At 55.9% G+C, this 22,535-nt stretch carries 19 protein-coding genes; 5 read left to right on the top strand and 14 right to left on the bottom strand.

From position 1 onward, the window contains the following. Positions 1-173 precede the first annotated feature (173 nt). Complete coding sequence (locus BXP70_RS20075) at positions 174-584, top strand: OsmC family peroxiredoxin (protein WP_394334999.1); 411 nt, start codon at positions 174-176, stop codon at positions 582-584. 208 nt (positions 585-792) lie between these two features. Here the strand turns inward: BXP70_RS20075 and BXP70_RS20070 are convergent, their stop codons facing one another. The 4 genes from BXP70_RS20070 to BXP70_RS20055 all read right to left on the bottom strand — a co-directional run bounded on the left by BXP70_RS20070 (position 793) and on the right by BXP70_RS20055 (position 7,470). Continuing rightward, positions 793-3,927, bottom strand: coding sequence for a glycoside hydrolase family 3 N-terminal domain-containing protein (locus BXP70_RS20070; RefSeq protein ID WP_245849696.1), 3,135 nt, complete (start codon positions 3,925-3,927; stop codon positions 793-795). A gap of 213 nt (positions 3,928-4,140) precedes the next feature. Beyond that, positions 4,141-4,884 carry an SDR family oxidoreductase gene (locus BXP70_RS20065; RefSeq protein WP_086595909.1) on the bottom strand — a complete coding sequence of 248 codons (744 nt, stop codon included), beginning with the start codon at positions 4,882-4,884 and terminating at the stop codon, positions 4,141-4,143. Positions 4,885-5,015: 131 nt separating this feature from the next. Further along, the gene (locus tag BXP70_RS20060) at positions 5,016-5,834 is read right to left on the bottom strand and encodes a metallophosphoesterase (RefSeq protein WP_179197764.1); all 819 of its coding nucleotides are present in this window, start codon (positions 5,832-5,834) and stop codon (positions 5,016-5,018) included. A 22-nt stretch (positions 5,835-5,856) separates the two neighbouring features. After that, on the bottom strand, positions 5,857-7,470 hold the full coding sequence (locus tag BXP70_RS20055) for a Na+/H+ antiporter (RefSeq protein WP_086595907.1): 1,614 nt from the start codon (positions 7,468-7,470) through the stop codon (positions 5,857-5,859). A gap of 293 nt (positions 7,471-7,763) precedes the next feature. Between BXP70_RS20055 and BXP70_RS20050 the strand changes: the two genes are divergently transcribed. Together BXP70_RS20050 and BXP70_RS20045 are read left to right on the top strand one after the other, a co-directional pair. Then, the gene (locus BXP70_RS20050) at positions 7,764-9,026 is read left to right on the top strand and encodes a carboxypeptidase-like regulatory domain-containing protein (protein ID WP_179197763.1); all 1,263 of its coding nucleotides are present in this window, start codon (positions 7,764-7,766) and stop codon (positions 9,024-9,026) included. Between the two features lie 119 nt (positions 9,027-9,145). Then, positions 9,146-10,186, top strand: a complete 1,041-nt coding sequence (locus tag BXP70_RS20045; RefSeq protein WP_086595905.1) for a glycoside hydrolase family protein — start codon at positions 9,146-9,148, stop codon at positions 10,184-10,186. 84 nt (positions 10,187-10,270) lie between these two features. Here the strand turns inward: BXP70_RS20045 and BXP70_RS20040 are convergent, their stop codons facing one another. Then, positions 10,271-10,987, bottom strand: a complete 717-nt coding sequence (locus BXP70_RS20040; RefSeq protein WP_086595904.1) for a 3-ketoacyl-ACP reductase — start codon at positions 10,985-10,987, stop codon at positions 10,271-10,273. 75 nt (positions 10,988-11,062) lie between these two features. Continuing rightward, positions 11,063-12,832 carry a thiamine pyrophosphate-requiring protein gene (locus BXP70_RS20035; protein ID WP_086595903.1) on the bottom strand — a complete coding sequence of 590 codons (1,770 nt, stop codon included), beginning with the start codon at positions 12,830-12,832 and terminating at the stop codon, positions 11,063-11,065. Between the two features lie 230 nt (positions 12,833-13,062). Between BXP70_RS20035 and BXP70_RS20030 the strand changes: the two genes are divergently transcribed. Together BXP70_RS20030 and BXP70_RS20025 are read left to right on the top strand one after the other, a co-directional pair. Beyond that, complete coding sequence (locus BXP70_RS20030) at positions 13,063-13,749, top strand: HAD family hydrolase (protein WP_179197762.1); 687 nt, start codon at positions 13,063-13,065, stop codon at positions 13,747-13,749. 5 nt (positions 13,750-13,754) lie between these two features. Continuing rightward, a complete protein-coding gene (locus BXP70_RS20025) occupies positions 13,755-14,633 on the top strand; it encodes an urease accessory protein UreD (protein ID WP_086595901.1) in 879 nt (292 codons plus the stop codon). Between the two features lie 60 nt (positions 14,634-14,693). Here BXP70_RS20025 and BXP70_RS20020 read toward each other — a convergent pair whose 3' ends face one another. The 8 genes from BXP70_RS20020 to BXP70_RS19990 all read right to left on the bottom strand — a co-directional run bounded on the left by BXP70_RS20020 (position 14,694) and on the right by BXP70_RS19990 (position 21,893). Beyond that, a complete protein-coding gene (locus BXP70_RS20020) occupies positions 14,694-15,446 on the bottom strand; it encodes a GAF domain-containing protein (protein ID WP_086595900.1) in 753 nt (250 codons plus the stop codon). Positions 15,447-15,687: 241 nt separating this feature from the next. Then, the gene (gene ureG, locus BXP70_RS20015) at positions 15,688-16,440 is read right to left on the bottom strand and encodes an urease accessory protein UreG (protein WP_086595899.1); all 753 of its coding nucleotides are present in this window, start codon (positions 16,438-16,440) and stop codon (positions 15,688-15,690) included. 153 nt (positions 16,441-16,593) lie between these two features. Next, entirely contained in the window at positions 16,594-17,274 is a 681-nt protein-coding gene (locus BXP70_RS20010; protein ID WP_086595898.1) for an urease accessory protein UreF, read from the bottom strand. 123 nt (positions 17,275-17,397) lie between these two features. Further along, on the bottom strand, positions 17,398-19,113 hold the full coding sequence (gene ureC / locus BXP70_RS20005; protein WP_086595897.1) for an urease subunit alpha: 1,716 nt from the start codon (positions 19,111-19,113) through the stop codon (positions 17,398-17,400). 40 nt (positions 19,114-19,153) lie between these two features. Then, positions 19,154-19,666, bottom strand: coding sequence for a hypothetical protein (locus tag BXP70_RS29540; RefSeq protein WP_143436592.1), 513 nt, complete (start codon positions 19,664-19,666; stop codon positions 19,154-19,156). Positions 19,667-19,766: 100 nt separating this feature from the next. Next, positions 19,767-20,318 carry a hypothetical protein gene (locus tag BXP70_RS20000; RefSeq protein WP_086595896.1) on the bottom strand — a complete coding sequence of 184 codons (552 nt, stop codon included), beginning with the start codon at positions 20,316-20,318 and terminating at the stop codon, positions 19,767-19,769. Between the two features lie 21 nt (positions 20,319-20,339). Continuing rightward, positions 20,340-21,068, bottom strand: coding sequence for an urease subunit beta (locus BXP70_RS19995; RefSeq protein ID WP_086595895.1), 729 nt, complete (start codon positions 21,066-21,068; stop codon positions 20,340-20,342). A gap of 219 nt (positions 21,069-21,287) precedes the next feature. After that, positions 21,288-21,893: a hypothetical protein gene (locus BXP70_RS19990; RefSeq protein ID WP_086595894.1), complete on the bottom strand. Its 606-nt coding sequence runs from the start codon at positions 21,891-21,893 to the stop codon at positions 21,288-21,290. Positions 21,894-22,535 lie beyond the last annotated feature (642 nt).

The following is a 22,535-nucleotide window of genomic DNA, read 5'->3' as shown; positions in this document are numbered from 1 at the left end:
AATGAAGGTGCTAGTGGTTGAGCTTGTAGGATGCGCGAAAAATTATATTTTTCACAACCAAAGCGAGGCGCGGGCTAGAGGCAAATGACTGATGCTCGCTACGCTTCTGCTTCCAATGGATAAGTATTAACAAGCTACTATACTAGCACGTATTAAAATTGCAGCAGATGACTATGAAGCGTTCCGCTACGGCGCATTGGATTGGGTCTGGCACAGCAGGGTTGGGCCAGCTCACTACTCCTAGTAACGTGTTGAAGCAGGCACAGTATTCTTATTTAACGCGCTTTGCCAATGGCGTTGGAACCAACCCCGAGGAGCTGGTTGCGGCGGCACACGCGGGCTGCTTTTCGATGAAGCTAGCTTTCAACCTGCAAGCGCTGGGTGTTGTGCCTACTTTCATCAATACCCAATGTGAGGTAGTGCTCGAAAACGGTACGATCATCAGCTCGCACCTGCGCGTGGAAGCGGTGGTGCCCGATTTGTCGTTGCAGCAATTTGAAGAACTAGTTGCTGATGCCCGGCAGAACTGCCCCGTGTCGAAGCTGCTGACTATTTCCACTACTTCGGAGGCATTACTGAAGTAGCTTTCCGCGTCGGCTGCCTACGTCGGCTTACTAAATACTGGGAGGCGAGGGTGACCATGGACCTAGCCCCGTGGGCAAATCTGTGAAGGGCGAAGGCAAGAGAGGTGCTTCCTACTGGAACTCAAACGAGAAATCCGTTTACGCAAAATCGCCCTGTGAACTGCAGCTCGGGCCGTTCACAGGGCGAAGGAGTAGAAGCAAACCTAGCTTATTGCTTCGTCGGCGCCGCCGAGCCCACCGTGGTTTTACCGGGGTTCTGCGCTGCCTCGATGGCTACTTGCAGAATGTTGGTGCGCACGTTCAGCGCCGAAATCTTGTTGTTGCGCCGCGTTGGGTTCACACGGTTGGAGAGGAACACCACCACTAGGTCTTCCTTGGGCTCCACCCACCAATACGTGCCGGTGTAGCCCGTATGCCCGAAGCCGCTTTGCGAAGCGTTCTTCGAAGCATTGACGGCTGGGTTTGCCGCGGGCCGGTCGAAGCCGAGGGCGCGGCGGTTGTCGGGGCAGAACTGGCACCGTTCGTACTCGGCTAGCGTTTCGGCTTTGATGAGTTGCTGCCCACCGTAACGGCCGTTCCAGGCGTACATCTGCACGAGCTTCGCTAGGTCGTTGGCGTTGGCAAAAAGCCCCGCGTGGCCCGACAACCCCCCAAGCAGGGCTGCGCCCTCGTCGTGCACGGTGCCGTGGAGCTGCTGGCGCCGGAACAGCGAATCGTATTCCGTTGGGGCAATGCGGGCTAGGGGGAAGCGGCGCGTGGGCGTGTAGCCGAGCGTGGTAGCACCGAGGGGCTTGTAGAAGTTCTCGTACGCAAATTGATCCAGCGGCTTACCAGACGCAGCTTGTATAAACACCGGGTACATGATGAAGGACAAGTCGGAGTATACGTAGCCCGGCTTCTCATTCAGCGGCGATTCGCCAATGGCCTTGTGAATGCGCTTGGGAAAGTCTTTGCGGGCCCACAGCTGACGCGTGGCCGGCAGCGGAAACCGGCTCGACGAATCGGTGCGGAAGAAGCGCCGACGCAGGGTGCCATCCTTTTTGGTGTAATCTTTCCAGAACGGAATCCAGGATTTCAGGCGGGCTTGGTGCGTGAGCACGTCGCGCAGCTTCAGGTTGCTCTTATTCGTTTCCTTGAACTCCGGGAAGATCTGCCCCATGGTCATGTCGGGGTTGAACTTGCCTTCGTCTTGCAGCTTCATTAGTGAAGGCAGCGCCGCCGATACTTTCGTGAGGGAAGCTAGGTCGTAAATGTCGGTGTTGCGCACGGGGCGGCTGGGTTTGCCAGCCTGGAATGGGGCATCGGCAAAGCTGTGCGTGCCATAGCTTTTGCGCAGCACCACCGTGCCTTTGCGAGCAATGACCACTTCGGCACCAGGCAAGGCTTGGGCCGCAATGGCACCGTTGACGATAGAGTCAATCCTAGCTTCAAGGTTGTTGTTCATGCCCATGGCCTCGGGGTAGCTATAAGCTAGGCGCTGGCCACCTTGTGTGATGATGCCCGACCCGATGACGAAGCGGGGGCTCACCGTAACCGGCAGCTTGCCTGTGGCACCTAGGCCCCCAAAGACGATTTCGGCCGTCACTTCCTGGGCGTTCTGACTTTCCTGATAGGCGAGTAGCACGGCGTCGGCGCGGTCTAGGTCGCGGATGCGGGCTAGGGAGTAGGCGTTGCCAAACACGCTCACAATCACCTTCTGCTTCTGGCCTACTAGCTCGTGCAGCAGCACGTTGGTTTCGGGCGTCACGCCGAAGCTAGTAGCGGGCAAGTTGGTCATGTTGTTCACGCCCACCAGCACCGTGTTGTAGGGCTTCAGGGTTTCGCGCATGGTCGTCAGCTCGTTAAGCGAGGCGTTGGCCGGCAGCCAAAAGTGCCGCACGGGTGCGTAGTCGGCTACCATGCGCTGAAAGGAGGTGGTGTCCTTGGTACCGATGGTGAGCGTGGCCAAGCGGAGCGTATCGAGGCGCTGCAAGGGCAGCAAGTTACTTTGGTTGCGCAGCAGCGTCACGCTTAGCTCCGAAAGGCGGCGCGTAAGGTAGTTGGCGTGCGGCGTATTTAGGTCCTGGTACAGGTTTTTGAGGTCGATGGGCTTGTAGTGGTTAAGGCCTGACCATTGCTTCAACGCCAATACTTTGCGGCAGCGTGCGTCAATCTCTGCCTGGCTGATTTGGCCTTGGTTGATGGCTTCGCGCACCATGCGCAACGCCAGTGGGATGTTGCGCGAAAACTCCAAGATGTCGTTACCAGCCAAGATGGCGCGCAGGTCCGCGTCGCCGGGCGGGTACTTGCTGATAACGCCCTTCATGTTCATGGCATCCGTGAAGATCACGCCCTGAAAACCTAGCTTTTGCTTGAGCAGGTCCGTCACGATGGGTTTGGACAAGGTAGAGGGCATGCCGGTGCTGTCGAGGGCCGGAATGTTGAGGTGGGCAATCATAACGCCCCCTAGGCCGCGGCGCATCAGGCTCTTAAAGGGAAATAGCTCCAGCGTATCGATGCGGCGCTGATCGACGCGAATGAGCGGCAGCGCTAGGTGCGAGTCGGTGTCGGTGTCGCCGTGGCCGGGGAAGTGCTTGGCCACGGCCAGCACGCCCGCGTCCTGCATGCCCTTCATGTACTGGTAGCTTTTCTCGGTCACGTTTTCGCGGTTTTCGCCCCACGAGCGAAAGCCAATGACCGGGTTGCTAGCATTGTTATTCACATCGACCACCGGCGCGAAGTTGACGTGCATGCCGAGCCGCTTGAACTGCCGCGCAATCTCCTGCCCCATTGTGTACAGGAGTTGGTTGTCGCGGATGCCGCCCATGCTCATCTGGTAGGGGAAGCGCGTGGTACTGTCGAGGCGCATGCCCACGCCCCACTCGCCATCCATGGCCACCAACAGGGGCACTTTGGCCTGGCTCTGATAGCGGTTCACGAGCTTGCTCTGCCGCACCGGCCCGCCTTGAAAGAAGATTAGGCCGCCTACGCCATACTGCTGCACCAATGTCGACACGGAGTCTTCGTCGATGCGCTTGCGGTTGGAGTAGGCCGCTACCATGAATAGCTGGGCCACACGCTGGTCGGGCGTGAGCGTTTTCATCACCGAATCGACCCAATGCGAGCTAGCTACTTGCGAGGCAAAGGGCACCGGTGCGTTGCGGGCTTGGGCAGCGGCCAAGGCTTTCTGGGCGGCCGCGGCTTTGGCACGAGCAGCCTTGCTCAGGGGTGCGGTAGTCGCACGCGTAGAACGCGTTGTGCGCTCGCGCTGGGTAGCGGTGCGCGTGGCTTTCTTTTTCGGAGTTTGTTGTCGGGGCCGTTGGGCCGAGCTGACAACAGCGGTCAGCAGGACAAGCAACAGCAAAAGCGAGGCGAGGGAGCGGGATAACGACAAGGCAGTTCGCAGGGTTCAGGTAGTGTGAATTGCGAAAATAGCCTAATTGCTGGGAAAGGTTAGAAAAAACAAAGGTGCTGTATCATATACTAAAGCGTCAGGCTGCGCTGGGTGAAGAGGAGGGGTGCTTCACCCAGCGCAGCCTGACGCCCTGCATTATTGCTAGAAGCTTAGCTGGAAACGTTACGAGGCATTCATTTTCTTGAAAAATGCATCGAGCTCCTGGCGCGAAGCATTGCGTCGCTCCTCTGAAGTGCCATAGCCGACTTCCAGCTCTCCCGCTGCTACGCGTTGCATCACCGAATCGGTAAACTCATTGAGCGGTACCCCTTGCGTGTGCAGGCCGGCGCCCCCTAGGTCGGTGTTCACGGCGGGCGGTATGATCTCAATGACCTGAATACCTGTGAGGGCCAACTGGTGTCGCAACGACAGCGTGAAGGAGTGCAAGGCCGCTTTCGTGGCACTGTAGACGGGCGCAAAAGCCGCCGGCGTGAAAGCTAGCCCCGACGACACATTAATGATAGCCGGGTGCTGCTGCTCCCGCAGCAGCGGAATAAAGAGTGTGGCTAAGTGAATAGGCGCATCGAGGTTTGTGGCAATTTCCTGGCGGTGGCCGCTCCAGTCCTGAGCCTGCTCGTCGTTGGCCAGGTGTAGGCGGCGCTGAATGCCGGCGTTGTTGACGAGCACATTAAGCTGTGGTACTTCGCTCTTAACCCACTCAAACAAGGCCACGCGGTCGGCTTCGTCGGCTAGGTCGCAGGCGCGGGTCCGCAGCTGAGGGTATTGTTGCTGCGCTTCTTGGAGCTTCTCCACGCGCCGGCCGCAGATGACGACGTTGCTGCCAGCTTTCAAAAAACGCTCGGCTATGGCCCAGCCAATGCCGGAGCCGCCACCGGTAATAAGAACGGTATTGCCTGCTAAATTCATGAGGGGATATTCGGAAATGGATGAGAGAAGAAATAAGGTGCTTCACAACCAGCAAAAGCTAGGTCTGGTGGCGGCGCTGAGAGCTGATGCCAGCAAGTCAGCAGCTAGGTTCGGGCGAGCAGAAGCTTCCGTTACAAGTCTACCGTGAACAAGGCGACCTCCGCGCGAGGCCCGAACCGAATGGGCAGGGTGCTGCAACCAATTCCCCGCGATACGTACAGGGGCGGCCCGGCGGCGTACCAGCCGCCTACGTAGCGCCCGGTGCCCAGCGGCAGCAGCGGCGCAAATCCCCAGAACGTAATTTGGCCCCCGTGCGTGTGTCCGGCCAGCACCAGGTCGATGGGCGGCGTGCCCGTGTACTTGGTCCGGATGACGTCGTAGTACTGCGGGCAATGCGTGAGCAGCAGGTGATAGTCGGCTGGCTTGTAGCCGGCTAGCGTTTTGGTGTAGTTGGCCGTGCCCTGCATCAGGTCGTCGGTGCCAGAGACGGCCACGCGCTTGTTTTGCAGCACAAACGAAGTGGATTCGTTGATGAGAAGCTGACAGTTGTGGCGCGCGTACACCTGCCGCAGTTGGGGCACGTCCACGTGCCGCTTGTATTCCCAGTTGCCCAGAATGGCTACTTTCGGTACGGCAGCATCCAGCAGACCTAGCAATTCATCTAAGCAATTAAGCTTGGTTGGGTCGTCTAGGGAGTCGCCCGTGAACACGAGCAGATCGGGCTGCCACTGGTTTAGCTGCTGACACAAGCGGCGCAGGCCAAAATGCACCGATTTCAGATGGAGGTCGGAGAGATGCGCGATTTTGAGCGCTACCGTAGGCTGCGGATTCTTGCGTAGGCGGAAAGGGCGATGCTTAATAAAGAAACGGTCGAAGAAAACCGTGCCCGCGATGCCTAGCGCGGCTAGTGGAGCTACAGTCCGAAGCAGAAAATGACGGTTGAATAGCATAAAGAATACTATACGAGGCTTGCTATGTGGTGCTGAGTTGGGCCTGTAAGCTGATATCCAGGGCATCTAACTCCGCTTCCATCTTACGGATGGTTGCTTCGCTGTACTTGCCTTCTTTATGAAGTTGCACGAGCATAGCGCGCTGGTGCTCTACAACTTCCAGGCGTTTGTGTAAAAACTGCTGAAACAAAGCTTGGTCATTGGTATCCTCTTCTTCATCGTTGTCAGCGGCCAGCACCCCGTTCAGGCGGCTGATCTGGCGCTGAAACCTAGCTTTGAGCTCTTCTAATGCCTGCTCATCTTCGCCCTGGGCGAGCTCGGCTTCCAGAAAAGCCATGGAGCCTTCCGCCATTTGCAGCCGTACTTTCTGCTCCTCAGTCACGGTCTTTTCCTCCGACTCCTGCACGTCGAGGCGGCGGATAAGCCACGGCAGCGTGAGGCTTTGCAAGGCCAGCGTGATTAGAATCACGATGAAGGTGATCATCAGAATCTCGTTGCGGTGCGGAAATGGCTGCCCGTTGCGCAGGGTAAGCGGCAAGGCTAGCGCCGTGGCCAGCGACACCACCCCGCGCATACCTGCCCACGAGGTGATAAACAACGACTTTAGGTTGAGCGTGGCTTTTTTCTTCTTCCGACCTAGCAGCTTGTTGAACAGCAGCAGCAAGTAGGAAGTCGGATACACCCACACGATACGAATGACAATAGCGACGAAGCTAATGAGCAAGCCGTAGCCGATGACGACGGGCAGCGTCAGCTCGTTGAACCCCCTAATAATAAAGGGCAGTTGCAAGCCGATCAGAATAAACACGAAGCCGTTCAGCAGAAAGCTAAACACGTCCCAGAAGCTGTTCTTCTGCACGCGTGTGTTTGTATCGTAGATTTCGTAGGAGCGCCACGACACCACCAGGCCCGTGAACACCACGGCCAGCACCCCCGACGTGTCGACGTGCTCGGCCGCGGAATAGGCCACGAAAGGCACCAGCAAGGTAATAGTGGTGGAAATGGTGGGGTCGGAAATGCGCTCCTGCAAGCGCGACACAGCGTAGCCGAGCAGCAGCCCAATGCCAATGCCGCCACCCGCCACCAGTAAGAAATGCCACCCCGCATCCCACAGCGAAAAAGTGCCACTTACTACCGCCGCCACGGCGTAGCGGTACGCAATCAGGGCTGAGGCATCGTTCACTAGGCTTTCGCCCTCCAAAATCGACGTAATTTTCTTGGGCAAATTGAGCCCCCGCGTAACGCTGGTAGCTGCTACTGCATCGGGCGGCGACACGATGGCGCCGAGCACAAACGACAGCGGCCAGCTAAAGCCGGGAATGAAATAGTGGGCTAGGCAGGCCACGGCCGTAGTAGTGAAAAATACCAGCCCGATGGCCAGCATAGAAATCTGCTGGCGGTAGGCTTTGAAGTCGTGCCACGACATGTTGAAGCTAGCCTCGTAGAGCAGGGGCGGCAGGAACACGAAGAACACAATATCAGGGTTCAGCGAGATATTCGGCAGCGCCGGAGTGATGCCAATGAGCAAACCCGCAAGCACCAGCAGCACCGGATACGGCAACTTAAAACGTTGCGCCACCGCCGACAGGCCAGCCAGCACCGCCATCAGCATAATGACGATTTCGAGGTTTTTCATGCAGAGAATACGCAAGCGACCTTGCTTCTAGCTATGCCTTTCGCAAACAATCTGCTGGCGGCGCTGGAATGGGGGCTCCGCTTGGGTTTGGCATTGTTCTGGTGCGCGCCCCAGCGTCTTGCCTAGGTTTGGGGGCAGCTAGGCCGCAGGCCAAGCTTTTGGCCCTGCTCTACTACCTAGGCAACGGCTACTTTTACGTCAGTAGTATATGCGGAAAGCCGCCGCCTACGTTAGAAAAACACCTGATTATTTTTCATCAAAATCTTTTCGCCTTGCATATCTCACTCGTTCGAATGAAAACCGGGTTGTTTCTTCAGGCTGGCAAGCGGTTGGTCGCTAGCTTCTTATTTCTGGTGTTGCTGCTGGGGCTAGGGCACACGGCGCGGGCCCAGTACCAGGTGCGCGGCGTTACGCTAGACAAGGAAACCAACCAGCCACTCCCGTTCGTCAGCATTGCCGTGAAAGGCACGACCCTCGGTACGGCCAGCAACGAAAACGGCGAGTTCAGCCTGAGCCTGCCTTCGCTGCCGCGCACGCTCATCGTGTCGGAAATTTCGCACGTGCGGGATACCGTGCGAGTGACCAGCGCCGACAAGCCATTGCAGATTGCGTTGGCCTCGGCGTCTATCACACTGCCGGAAGTGAAAGTAGCTAGCTATGCCTTCCAACTTGCCGACCGCGCTTACGAGCAAATGCGCAAGAACTACGAGCAGAGCTTCTACGGCAAAGCCTTCTACCGCCAAGTGACGCGCATCGACAACGAGCCCACCGAAATACAGGAAATGGTGTGGAACGTGAAATCGAACAATGCCCGCATCCAAGGCACCAGCATTGCGCAGGGGCGCTACGCGGCCAAGCAGGCGCTCATGAGCTTCAAGGATTTTTCCTTTTACACCAAAGCGTACGGCCTCTACGACCCCGGCGTGGACAGCACTACCTCGCTCTCGTTGCTAGGTCCAAATACGGTGAAGAACTACTACCTAGAAATTGTGGGAATTCTGGAAAGAGGTGAGGGCGGTATTGCGGAAATTAGCTTTGAAACGCGCCCTGAGGTAAAGAACTACTATGCCAAAGGCACGATTTGGGTTGACGTGGATACCTACAAAGTAGAGCGCTTCCGCATCACTACGCCGAATTATTCGGGCAAATCCAACAATCCGGCGTTCAAGTTCAAAGACAAGGAGTTGCAAATTGACATGTCGTTTCAGAACACGGCCGACGCTGCTTCGCCCCTCGATCATATCAAGACGACCCTAAACTTCGTCATTGAGCGCCCCGGTAAAGTGCGGACGAAGATGAACGTATCGGCCTTCACCTTCTTCTACGACACCAGCCGAAACCCAACCAACATTGAGTACGATCGGGCTTCGCTCGATACCAAGGACCTCGACGAAATACGAAGCGTGAAATACGACCCCGAATTCTGGGCCAATAATGCCGTCGTGAAGCGTACACCAGTGGAAGATGAGGTCATCAAGTCGTTTGAGGAGAAAGGTGCGTTCGGCACGATGCTTCCTCCCAAACCTACCAAGGCGCCCACCAGAAAACTTCAGTAAGACGTATAAGAAGTAACGCGAACCGGCGGAAGACGTTAGCCAAACGCCTTCCGCCGGTTCGCGCTATTAGCGGGCGGTCCGCCGTAGCATACGACCGTGTACCTCCATAACTTGCAGGCATGAAAGTCACCCTAGCCTATCTGTTACTCCTATTGTTACCCCTGAGTACATTAGCACAAACCAAAATCAACCAGAAAAAGCCGAAAGGCAAGCTAGCTCCCAAGCCGCTCTACCAGGACCCGATTTACGACGGCGCCGCCGACCCCGCTATCGTCTGGAATAAGAAGGCGAAGAAGTGGTACATGTTCTATACTAATCGCCGCGCCACCGACCCCAACGCCAAGGGGGTGACGTGGGTGCATGGTACGCGCATTGGCATTGCTACCTCCCGCGACGGCGCCCACTGGACTTACCGCGACACGGCCAATATCGACTACCGCCCGCAAGCTGGCTACACGCACTGGGCCCCCGATGTGGTAGAGGACAAGGGCGTGTACCACATGTACCTAACCTATGTGCCCGGTGTGTTTACCGACTGGAACCACCCCCGGCAAATCTTACACCTCACCAGCAAAGATCTTCGCAACTGGCACTACGAGGCTACCTTACCGCTGGCCAACGATAAAGTGATTGACGCTAGCGTGTACCGCATGATCGATGGCACGTGGCGGATGTGGTACAACAACGAGAAAGACGGCAAATCCATCTACTACGCCGACAGCCCCGACCTCTACCACTGGCAGGATAAAGGCCTTGCCCTCAAGGAGCGCGGCGAAGGACCCAAAGTGTTCTGGTGGAAAGCTCAGTACTGGATGATCATTGACAAGTGGCAGGGCCTAGGTGTGTACAGCTCCACCGACCTCAAAACGTGGCAGCTCCAAAACGACCGGCTGTTGGAAAACCCCGGCACTGGCCGCGACGACCAAGCCATCGGTGGCCACTGCGACGTGGTTGTGAGCGGCGACCGGGCTTACTTGTACTACTTCACGCACCCTGGTCGCGCCAAAGCCGCCCCCGCGCCGGAGAATAGCACGGCCGCCAAACGAAGCGTGATTCAGGTGGTAGAGTTACGCTACCAGCGGGGCAAAATCTACTGCGACCGAAACGCGCCCACCTACGTGAAGCTGAAACGCCCCGGAGAGCAGGTCAGCAATTATTAGCAGCACAAATCAAAAAAGCTAGGTCCGTTCTCCCTCGAGAACGGACCTAGCTTTTTTAATGAACTAGTGAGCAAAGCGCAACGGCTACGGGTTCGTCGACCACATGCCGGCTTCTTTGATGAAGATGCGACGGTTGAGCTTGAGTTGGGCAATAATGAACTCGGCGAGGTCTTCTGGTTGCATCACCTTGTCGGGGTTGCCGTCGGTGAGCTTGTTGCTGATAGCTAGCTCCGTGGCTACGGTGCTCGGCGTGAGGGCACTCACGCGGATGTTGTGCTTGCGCACCTCCTGCATCAGCGACTCCGTTAGGCCCATTACACCGAACTTAGATGCGCTGTAGGCACTCGTGACGGCGGCGCCGCGCTGGCCAGCGGTGGAAGAGATATTGATAATATCGCCGGTTTGGCGCTCAATCATCTCGGGCAACACGGCACGCGTGGTGTAGTACACGCCCATGAGGTTCACCTGAATAATCTGCTCCCATTCTGCTGGCTCCATCTCCAGGAACTTACCGAAGGTGCCAATACCAGCGTTGTTGATCAGGATATCAATGGGGCCTAGCTCCTGTTTTACCTGCTCAACGGCTTGATTGACGGCAGCCATATTCGCTACGTCGGCTGTGGCGGTAGCGGCTTTCACGCCTAGCTTGCGCACTTCGTCGGCTACTTCAGTCAGCTGGCTTTCGGTGCGGGCCAGCAGGGCCACGTTGGCGCCTTCCGCGGCTAACGCGAGGGCGACTGCCCGGCCAATGCCTTTACCAGCACCAGTTACTAGTGCATTCTTGCCTTTCAGGGATTCCATATACTCGTTTGGGTAAGTCTTAAAACAGGCTCTAGAACCTGATTTGCGAACGAAAGTTTTTCAACAAAGTACACTCTACAGCCCGACGGCGGCGCGCAGGGTGTCACCTAGGTGTTCGGCCGCGCCCGTGTCGCCGTGCACAATGGCAGAGGCCAAGTTAGGCGCGTACTTCATGGCTACTTTAGCATTGAATACCAGCACTTCGGGGTCGGTAATAGCTTCTATCACCACGGGGCGCTTAGCTTCCAGTGCTTTTTTCCAAGCGTCCTCCACTTGGTCAGGGCTGTCGATGGTAATGCCAATCAGGCCCAAGGACTCGGCGTACTCGGCGTATTTGAAATCGGGCAAGTCTTGCGACTCATGAAACTTGGGTTCGCCCTGCATCAGGCGCTGTTCCCAGCTCACAAAGTTCAAGTCTTTGTTGTTGAGCACCAGCACAATCAGGCGCGGATCGGCCCAAGTGCGCCAGTAGCGCTGAATCGTAATCAGTTCTTCGTTGCCGTTCATTTGCATAGCTCCATCTCCGGCGAAGGCAATAGCTAGCTTGTCGGGGTGCGCAAACTTGGCTGCAATGGCGTACGGCACCGCGCAGCCCATCGTCGCGAGCGTACCCGATACCGAAAATTGCATCCCTTCCCGAATGCGGATGTGCTGAGCCATCCAACTAGAGCTAGAGCCGGAGTCGGCCGCCATAATGACGTTGTCGGGCAACAAAGGCGAAAGCTTCTCAAACACCAACCTAGGGTTGAGCGGGTCGGCTTCTTCGTGGGCTGCTTCCCCAACCTGCTGCCACCACGCCTTCACATTCTCCTCAATTTTCTCCCGCCACGAGCGGTCCTCCTTGCGCTGAAGCAGCGGGAGTAAGGCCCGCAGGGTTTCGGCGCTGTCGCCGGTGAGGGGCACCTCCATAGGGTAGCGAATACTCAGCATCCGGCCGTCGAGGTCAATTTGCACGCCACGCGCTTGGCCTTCTTTCGGCAAAAACTCAGCATATGGAAAGCCCGAGCCGATCATAAACAGCGTATCGCAGTGCTGCATCATTTCGTGCGAGGCATTGGTGCCGAATAAGCCAATGGCGCCCGTCACGAAGGGTAACTCATCGGGCAACACCGCTTTACCTAGGTAAGCCTTTGCCACACCAGCCCCGAGCACATCGGCTAGTTGTATCACTTCCTGCGCAGCATTTTTGGCGCCCACCCCGATCAGGATGGCTACTTTCTTGCCCGCATTCAACACCTCAGCCGCCCGGTGCAAGTCAGCGTCTTGAGGTAGCACGCGGGGCGTGAGGTAGCCGATACCGGAGTGAATGGTTTGGTGTTCGTGCTTCGGCTCTTGGTAATCAAGCTCCTGCAAATCATTGGGTACGATAACGCACGTCACGGTGCGCTCGGCCTGGGCAATGCGCACGGCCCGGTCGACGAGGTGGCGCACTTGGCTAGGTTCCGTGGCCATCTGAATGTACTCACTGGCTACGTCTTTAAACAGCGACATCAGGTCCACTTCCTGCTGGTCGTTGCCGCCGAGTGAGGTACGGGCTTTTTGGCCTACAATGGCAACTACGGGTTGGTGGTCAAGCTTAGCATCATAAAGGCCGTTGAGCAGGTGAATGGCGCCGGGCCCCGACGTAGCCATGCACACGCCCACTTCCCCCGTAAATTTGGCGTGGGCGCAAGCCATGAGCGAGGCCATTTCCTCGTGCCGTACCTGGATAAACTCCATATGGTCTTTGGCTTTGCGCAAAGCCCCCATCAGCCCGTTGATTCCGTCGCCCGGATAGCCAAAAATTCGTTTTATACCCCAGGCTGACAACCGTTGGATTAGGAACTCGCTTACCGTTTGTGACATGAGAAAGATTTCTTAGAAGGTGACGCTAGGTCGGGCGCTTGCCCGCAAGACCAGCTGTGCTGACCGTGGCAAACAGCCGCAGGGAAGTCGTACGCACTTGGTCGTCAAGGGTTAGTAAATAACCTTCTGCGCCTGCAAGCGCCCGCCCAGAAAGCTAGCTCGGGTGCAGGGCACTCGCCCGGATGGCAGCGAAGCTGCGGCAGATTACCACGGCTGCCTTACCTTCGCTTATGGCTTATTCTCTTTTGCTGTTTGATTACGATGGTACGCTGTGCGACTCGCGCCAAGCCATTCGATACAGTTTGCAACAATTTTTTCAAACGTATAACCTCCCCGCACCACCCGAAGCAGATGTGCAGCGCACCATCGAATTGGGCTTATCGGCGCCCGTAACGCTGCAAGTGCTTCAGCCAACGGCCACGCCCGAACAGATTACGGAGTGGGTGCCGCTCTATCGCGGCATCTACGCCGAGCAGGGGGAGCCGTTGGTGCAGCCGTTTCCCGGCGCCTACGAAGTGGTAGCGCAAGCGGCCGCGCAGGGCCTCATGCCGGTGGTTATTAGCAACAAGGGAAGTCGCGTGCTAGAAGCGTCGCTGGCGCGGTTTGAGCTGTTGCCGTTCTTTTCACTACTCATCGGCGACGGGAGCTTTCCCGACAAACAGTTGGCGCTGAAACCTAGCCCCATGATCTTTCAACAGATAATTCAACCGCATTTCCCGGCCGTGCCGCTGGAAGAAATCCTAATGATCGGGGATACGGAAGCGGACTTGCTGTTTGCGCGCAACTGCGGTATTGATGCGTGCTGGGCAAGCTACGGCATGGGCGATGCGGAAGCGTGCCGGGCGCTAGAGCCGCGCTACGAACTTGGCGCCTTGGCTGATTTGGCCACCGTGCTGCAAAGTAAGTCAGTGGTCTAGCGCTAATGAACAACCAAGAGTCGGCCACGCTGCCTGTGCCGGAGTGGAGCGAGATAGAGGTAGCTAGCGTACGCGAAAAATCGGCGCTGATTACCTGCAAAAACATCCAGCCGCTGAAGATTCTGAATCCTGGGTCGCCGGCCGTGGGGTGCCACGTGGTACTTTCTAGCTACGGTGGAGGCATGGTGGCCGGCGACCAGATCTGGCTGCGGGTGCGTTGCCACGCGGGTACCCGGCTCTTGCTGAGCACGCAAGCCAACACCAAGATCTTCCGGTCGGTCGATGGGGCCGTAGCCGAGCAGGTAATAGAAGGCGAATTAGCCGAAGGCGGCCTAGCTGTTGTATTTCCTGATCCGGTGGTGTTGCAGGAAAAAAGCCGTTACCGACAACTACAACACTGGAACCTAGCTCCCGGCGCGCTGCTGCTCGTGGCCGACTGGCTCCACTCGGGGCGCATGGATAGCGGGGAAAAGTTCTTATTCGACTCTTTCTACTCAGAGTTGAAAGTATGCCGCGCAGGGCGCCCCGTGGTGCTTGACCGCTTTGTGTTCAACCCTGCTGAACATATTGCTACGTCGCCGGCTAATTTTGAGCAGTACCAGACGGTACTTTCGCTGTACTTGGTAGGCGACCCCGCTGATGCGCGCTTTGGCTTATTAAGTCAGGCGCTGATGGCGCTCAAGATGCCCGAAAGCACCGAGCTGCACTTTCAGATGACCGCTAAAGACTATTTGGTAACTGTGTCGAAAGTGAAAGAGGGCGTGTACCTAGCTCGCGCTTTGGCAAAGAGTCGGTTGGAGCTGCAACCGCTCATCAATGAGGTAATGCAGGCACTAGCTGCCCCCGCTTTTTTTGGGTATAACCCTCTGAAGAGAAAGTATTAAACGCTACAGCTAGCTTACCTAGGTGTGCTACCACGCAGCAAGGCTAATTAGGTGGGCTTTTTAGGCTACTCCTTTCCGCACGTCGCCGGTTGAAAGGCGGGCAAAAGCGATGCTTATTTCCCGATCAATTTCTTGCATTATGAGCAGGCGCTCTTCGTGCATGGACGTGCGGTAGGAGCGAGCTGCCGGAGTATCCGACGACGTTTCCCACTGCGCCAGGGCCGTTAGGGTGCCGATGCGCTGGATAGATAAGGCAATTCGGTGATTAATGGCTTTCCAAACGGCGGGCCCTTGCTCTGGGTCGTGCTCCAGAGCCAACTGCAGATCTAGTATGCGCATGGCCACTGCCGCAATTCGTTGAAGCTCTAGTTGATCTTCCGCCGAAAAGGCCCTTGAGTTCTGATCAATCAGGCACAACATACCAATAGGCTGACCCGCAATCGTTTTGATCGGATGCCCTGCGTACGCCCGAACGCCCCGCTCCGTCAGCAATTTGGGCTGTACCCAAGTGCAGGGAAAAAGCTGTAAATCTGGGAAAACAGTAGTGCCGGGCTGGTACACAGCGGTGGCGCAGATGCATTCCTCACGTGGCAGGGACGCAGCTAGGTTAGGCAACCCAAACGCGCCCGCGTGCAAGACCTGATTTTCATCCACTAGCGAGAGCAGTACGGTTGGCGTCAGGAAGATCTTGGCCGTTAGGTGGGTAATTTCCTGGTACACCTGCTGGCAGCTATGGATCATGATCTGGTAAGGCCGTAGTGCGCCCAGGCGTTGCTTCTCGTCGCTTGGTAGGGGAGATCCTTGCAATAGCATATGCAGTATATAGTGCAGATTTGTTATTAAAAGGTGAAAACCTTTAAACAGCTAAGCTCGTATACCATGCCGCCATTTCAGGACTTGTAGCTCACAAACTTCGGGCCTGCTATACTTGTATGGAAGAGGTAAGTGCCTAGTATAGTGGCAGGTGTATATTTTTTTGGCCTAAAATAATTCTACCAGGGCCCTTAATAGGGCCACTTTTATGGCCCGTTTTGGGACAAGTAATTCGGATTACCTACCGCCGGTCTTCACGTACTGATTGCAAAGCCAGCTCTTTCGCCGCTTTGATATGGTCGATAATGACGTCAAGATTGAAGCCGTGCAGGGCACGTGCGAATACAAAAGGCCCATCACCACGCATCTTTTTTGAGTCTCGTTCCATCACACCTAGGTCGGCGTGAACCATCTCAGCTAGGTCTATTTTATTGATAACCAGTAAATCAGATTGCGTGATGCCGGGTCCGCCCTTGCGTGGTACCTTGTCGCCACCCGACACATCGATGACGTAGATAGAGTAGTCGACCAACTCGCGGCTAAAGTGGGCCGCGAGGTTGTCGCCGCCACTTTCCACAAATAGGAAATCAATTCTATAATTGAACCGCTGCATCAAGCCTTCCAGCGCATCCATATTCAAAGAAATATCTTCGCGAATGGCTGCGTGCGGGCAGCCGCCCGTCTCCACACCCACGATGCGGTCTTCACTCAGGGCGCTGTTTCGAATTAAAAACTCGGCGTCTTCGCGAGTAAAGATGTCGTTGGTGACAACCCCTAGCTCGTAGTCATTCCGCAGCCGTTCGCATAATGCTTTGAGCAAAGCTGTCTTGCCCGTGCCCACCGGCCCGCCGATGCCCACGGTGAAAGCCCGCTTGCGAAAGTTGCGGTAGGAGGGAAGCCGGCGCGTTTCGCGCTGGTTGTAGTCGCCGGGCGACTCTAGGACTTCGTGGGAGTGGCCGTGCAGGAGCAACGCTAGCTTGTCAACAAAAGCCATCGATTTGAATTTTTGAGTGTTGAGTTTTGAATGTTGAATTAGGCTCGTGTTCTATTGGGCAACCCCTAGGTACTTAGTAGAACATTGCGCCTTCTACGCCTCTTCTGCGGTTTCCTGGGAAATCCTCGCTAACGCGCCAGGATACACTAGGCGTTAGTTTTGAAAGAGCTTGGAGTAAATGTCTTCGTGGAAAACCTGCGCCGTGTCCAGCAAAAAAGCCGAACGCGAAGCTTCTTGATATTCCTTCGCGGCGTGGCTGGCCAGCAACTCTTCAAAAATAGCGTAGAAATCGTGCTGCAACTGGTGCCCCGCCATCGGCCCGACAAACCCCAGGCGGATGGCTGCGCTGAGCTGGTCGCGCAGGGCCATATGCAAGTACATCGTTTGTAGATCAGCCACGGCAAAGCCGGCGCGGGTGAGCGCCAGGGCAAACACCAGCGTAAAATGCAGCGGCAGCTCCTCGGCCGCAAACCAGGCACCTAGGTCTTGCATTCGGGCCGCCGGGTAAAACGATTCGAGCAGCTTCAGCCAATTCTTGCCTTGCACCAGGCTCGCCCGGTGGATGGTCGGCACGAGCAGCATGGCGTCGTACGCTTCCACAATGTCGCGCAACTCGGGGCCTGGGCCGGTTGAGGCTAGCTTGCCACAGGAGTTGATGAACGGCAGTTCCATGCTGGCTACCTGTTGTAGGTAGGAGTACAGGTAGTTGCGCAGCCCAAACGGCGTCTTGAGCAGGCCAAAAGTAATGCTACTCTCCAGCCCGTACGAATACGCGAACGAACCCGTCGGAATGGCCGAGTCAACGAGGTGTAAGAGGCGGGCAAATTGAGTCATGAACGGGTTTCAGAATCGTTGTCATGCTGAGCTTGCCGAAGCATCTCTCTCGCTTCGTCCTCACGTTAGGAGTTAGTAGTGCGGTAGAGATGCTTCGACAAGCTCAGCATGACGGCCAACTGTTTAAAACAGATTATACAGCTGCCCGAGCGGCAGCTTGGTGGCCGGCTCGCAGGTTAGGTGCACGCCGTCGACGGTTACTTTGTAGGTTTCTGGGTCGACTTGAATGTTGGGCAAATAGTCATTCAAGGCCATATCCTTCTTCGACACGCTACGGCAGTTTTTTACCCCTACCACCTGCTTCTGCAAGCCGTAGTGCTGCTGCACGTGTGCCACCGATGCCTGCGACACAAAGATCATCGAGGTCTTGCCAATAGCTGGCCCGAACGAGCCGAACATGGGCCGCGAGAAGTACGGTTGGGGCGTCGGGATGGAGGCGTTGGCGTCGCCCATTTGCGACTGCACGATGATGCCGCCCTTGATAATCATCTCGGGGCGCGAGCCGAAAAAATGCGGTTTCCACAGCACCAAATCGGCTAGCTTACCTAGCTCTACGGAGCCGATTTCGTCGGCGAAACCGTGGGCGCGGGCCGGGTTGATGGTATACTTCGCCACGTAGCGTTTCACCCGGAAGTTGTCGGCTTGGCCGTGGGCGTCTTCGGGGAGCAGGCCGCGCTGCTGGCGCATTTTGTGGGCCGTCTGCCAAGTGCGCGTCAGCACTTCGCCAACGCGGCCCATGGCCTGCGAATCGGAGGAAATGATGCTGAGAGCACCTAGGTCGTGCAGAATATCTTCGGCGGCAATCGTCTCGCCCCGGATGCGACTTTCGGCGAAGGCCACGTCTTCGGGGATGTTGTTGTCGAGGTGGTGACACACCATGAGCATGTCGAGGTGCTCGTCGATGGTGTTCACCGTGAAGGGCCGCGTCGGGTTCGTGGACGATGGAATAACGTTCGGCTCCCCGCAGATTTTGATAATGTCGGGGGCGTGGCCGCCGCCCGCGCCTTCGGTATGGTAGGCGTGAATCGTGCGACCTTTGAACGCGGCGGTAGACGTTTCCACGAAACCGCTTTCGTTCAACGTGTCGGTGTGGATGCACACCTGCACGTCGTACTGGTCGGCGATGGTGAGGCACTGGTCGATGGCCGCGGGCGTGGTGCCCCAGTCTTCGTGCAACTTGAACCCTAGAGCGCCGGCTTCTACCTGCTCAATTAGGCCTTCGGGCTTCGAGGAGTTGCCTTTGCCCAGGAAACCAAAGTTCAGCGGGTAGGCTTCCGTGGCCTTCATCATCATCTCGATGTAGAACGCCCCCGGCGTGCACGTGGTGGCTGTGGTGCCCGCCGCCGGCCCAGTGCCGCCGCCCACCATCGTCGTGACGCCGGAAGCTAGGGCCTCGTTGATCTGCTGCGGACTAATGAAGTGGATGTGGCAGTCGATGCCGCCGGCCGTCAGGATCTGGCCTTCGCCGGCTACCACTTCGGTCGTCACGCCCACCACCATGCCGGGCGTCACGCCGGGCATAATGTGTGGGTTACCGCCTTTCCCAATCCCGCTGATACGGCCGTTTTTGATGCCAATATCGGCTTTGTAAATACCAGTGTAGTCAATTACCAACGCATTCGTGATGAGCATATCCAGCGCATCGGCCTGCGATACCCCGGCCGCCTGGCCCATGCCGTCGCGCAGGGTTTTGCCACCCCCAAACTTGCACTCCTCCCCGTAGATGCAGTAGTCTTTTTCGACTTCCACGATCAGGTCGGTGTCGCCGAGGCGCACTTTGTCGCCCACCGTGGGGCCGTACATATCGGCGTAAGCGCGCCGGTCAAGGGGGAGAGACATAGGCTATTTAGTTTCGGTATTAGACCTGCTATGAGGAAAGTCAGAAGTCGAAAGTCAAAAAATAATCTTTGTTGCGTTTTTCATCACGCCATAAATACCAGCGTAGAGCACCTTGGCTTCTGCTATAAGGTTTAACCTGCTCTGTTAGCTTCTTGTCCCACCAGGCATAATTAGTTGAGAAACCACCCGAGCTAAATGCTACAATAGCAGTGTCGGGCTGCAATTGTAGCTGCTGAATTATAGCTTGGTGGGTGGATGGACTGCATTCAAATGTAAAAGTGAAAGAAGCATCAATGCCTAGCCGATCAGAAGCACAGTAAATATTTTTAACGTCAGGTGTTGGAGTAATTCCTAAGAAATCTCTAAAGCGCCGACGGTTACTCTCTGTATCAGCTTGTGTAGCATCAAAGCCTGGGAATATTCTGTCCTTTTTATTGAAAACGAATTGGCGTACACGCTGTGTTAGCCGGTGTTTGCGATTTCTAAGTCTATCGCAACCGCTATTGCTACCGATTGCGAAGACTAAAAAGATTAAGATAACTATTCTGTTCATCAACGTCGAGCTTTGTATATCGGCATAAGTGCGCCGGTCGATGTTGAAGCTTATAATAATTAAGTACCGGTGCTAAGTACCGGTGCGACGTGTGAGCTTATTAAAAATTTTGCATTAAGTCTGCAATAAGCTTTGCAGAATCGGCACTCAGACGTCGGTAGTGGCCTTGTAGAGGTATAGCGGATATTTTACCGTCGGTACCAATAGCAAGAGCTTTTTCTTGCCCGATTTTAGGACCAAGTCGAAGCTGGCTCACAGTTTCTGCTGAAAGATTGCAGTCAAACCGGATACGGGTGCCGCTGCCGGTAGCAGCATGGTCAACGCAGGTGCGAGGAACTTGATGTCCAAGCATCGGCTGCTGCTTAAGCAGCTTCGGTGCAGATGTGTCCCACATAGTATCCACCGTGTTGATGTTGTGCACTTGTAAATAAGCCTCTGCTTCAGTGATATGCGTCACTTGTAGGCATCCGAGGATGTATAATTGGCCTTCTTTCACCATTACGGGATAAATCAAGTCATCTGCCGCAACTTTACCGAGGGACGGAACGGAAGTGTGAGGACCGCCATAGAGGACTTGCAAGGGCCCATTGTCCCCGGCTTGTAGCAGTCGTTTGCACCAGTCATTTGGCCAAAGGACGAAGTATGCATTCATGGTTAGATAGCAGTATGGCGACTACAACTTGCTAAGGGCCTGTTGCTTATTCTCCTCATCTAACTTCCCATCAATCAACCCATTCCCTCCATACACAATCCTTTCCCCAGCTAGCGCCACCAGCGTCACGCGCTTTCGTTCGCCGGGCTCGAAGCGCACGGCCGTGCCCGCCGGAATATTGAGCCGGAAGCCATACGCCTTTTCGCGGTCGAATTGCAGGGCTAGGTTCGTTTCGAAGAAGGGATAGTGCGAACCGACTTGCACTGGCCGGTCGCCCATGTTGACGACTTCTAGCTCCACGGTGGCCCGGCCTTCGTTCAGGATGATATCGTCGGCAGCGAGCAGGTACTCGCCGGGGGCGGCGTTGATGAAGTTGTCGGGGGAAGGGGTTTGCGGCTTTTTGGTAAGCCCCGAGCCATAGAGAGCTAGCTCGGGCGAGCCTTCTTCGCGGCAGATTGGGTGGTGCACGGTCACGAGCTTGGTGCCGTCAGGGAAGGTGCCTTCCACCTGCACTTCCACCAGCATATCGGCCACGCCCTCCAGTACATCCTGCCGACCTAGGATCTTCTTGCCTTTATCCATGAGCACTGCCACCCGTTCCCCGTCGCGGATGAACTCTAGCAGCTGCGTCGCGAGCAGGGCTACGGCTTCGGGATAGTTGAGCCGCAAGCCACGGGCATAGCGCTTCTGGGCCACGAAGCCGGCTTGGTGCAGCACGAGTTTGTCGAGGTCTTTGGGCGAGAGGTGCATGTGAGAGCTATTTAAGGATTAGCGTTTAATGATAAGGATTGAACCGTTAAAATCAATTACCTAGGTCGTCATGCTGAGCCTGTCGAAGCATCTCTGCCGCTTCGTTGTGCTAGTGTTCGACCATTGCGCGTGAGATGCTTTCTTTACTAGCAGGATATAATATACCATTGCCGTAGAGATGCTTCGCCAGGCTCAGCATGACACGTTCTTTACGAGTATTCAAAACTTGACATTCGCATAGACCATCCAACTGCCGTAACCGATGCTCAGCAGGGAGGAAATGACGATGACGGTGCTGGTGAGCACCCGGCTGATGCGCATGCGGGGCGTGAAGGGAATATTCATGAGGGCCGCCGCGCCAAACATACCCACAATCGAACCTAGGCCAAACACCAAGATATAGGTTAGGCTTTGCAGCGGGTCGCGCAACTCACTCATTACCAACAGTACCAAGGCGCCGCTACCAGCTAGCCCGTGCAGCAAGCCAATGGCGTAGGCGAAGCTGTGCTGGTACTTCACCTGCTGACCTAGGTTGAAGTTGGCTTTATTGGTGAGGCGCCCAATGCCCATCGTAATCAAGAGCAGTCCTACCGCTGCTTCAAAATAGCCGCTTTGCAGAAAGGTGACTTTGCCCAGCATGATAATGCCCCCAAAAATCACCAGCGTGGTGGTGTGACCTAGGCCCCAGTACAGGCCGTCTTTCACCGCCAGTAGCATAGTGTCGCGCTTAGCGACGAGCTGGCTTACGGCTAGCAAATGATCGGGCTCGAAGGCGTGGCCCATGCCGACTACGAACGCAAATAGAATAGGTAATAAAGCCTGCATGCAACGGAAAAAGCGAAAGTCAGTGCGGCTAAATATAGGAGATGTTCGGGCAGGATGGCACCTAATGGAACGATGTAGAGACGCGACACTTCGCGTCTCGGTGTTGCTGATGTTGTTTACCTAGGTCATCATTTTCAATGGTTCAACGGGGAGACGCGAAGTGTCGCGTCTCTACATCGTTCAGCGTAGCGGGTTCATAATGAGCAGGTAAGCTCAAAGAAAAATTATCAAAAAATTCTTGTGCTTTCAAAAAAGTTAGTATGTTTGCCAGCATCGTATGAAAAAGCAAGCCGTCATCGTCGCAACTATTATTACCAACCTGATGGTGATTCCACTGGGCCTGGAGATGGTTTGCTGACCGGTGTACGTACCCCCAAGTAGCTAGCAGCCATCTCCGCCCGAGGTGGCTTTTTTGTTGTCCAAGCGTTTCCCTTTTAGCTTCTCACTTACCATGTTTCAGCAGTTCATTTCAGTCGTGGTCATTCGAATTCCTCTGCCGATGGGTTGAAAGGACTAGCTGCTTATTTGCCAATAAAAAGCCCTTCTCAGCCCGCCGCTCAGAAGGGCTTTTTGCTTACAGCTAACTCAAGATACTGGAACGGTCATGCTGAGCTTGTCGAAGCATCTCTACTGCTTCGTTTG

Source organism: Hymenobacter crusticola, assembly GCF_002154225.1.
In the GTDB taxonomy this organism is placed as follows: domain Bacteria; phylum Bacteroidota; class Bacteroidia; order Cytophagales; family Hymenobacteraceae; genus Hymenobacter; species Hymenobacter crusticola.
This window is presented reverse-complemented; position numbering and strand designations above follow the sequence as displayed.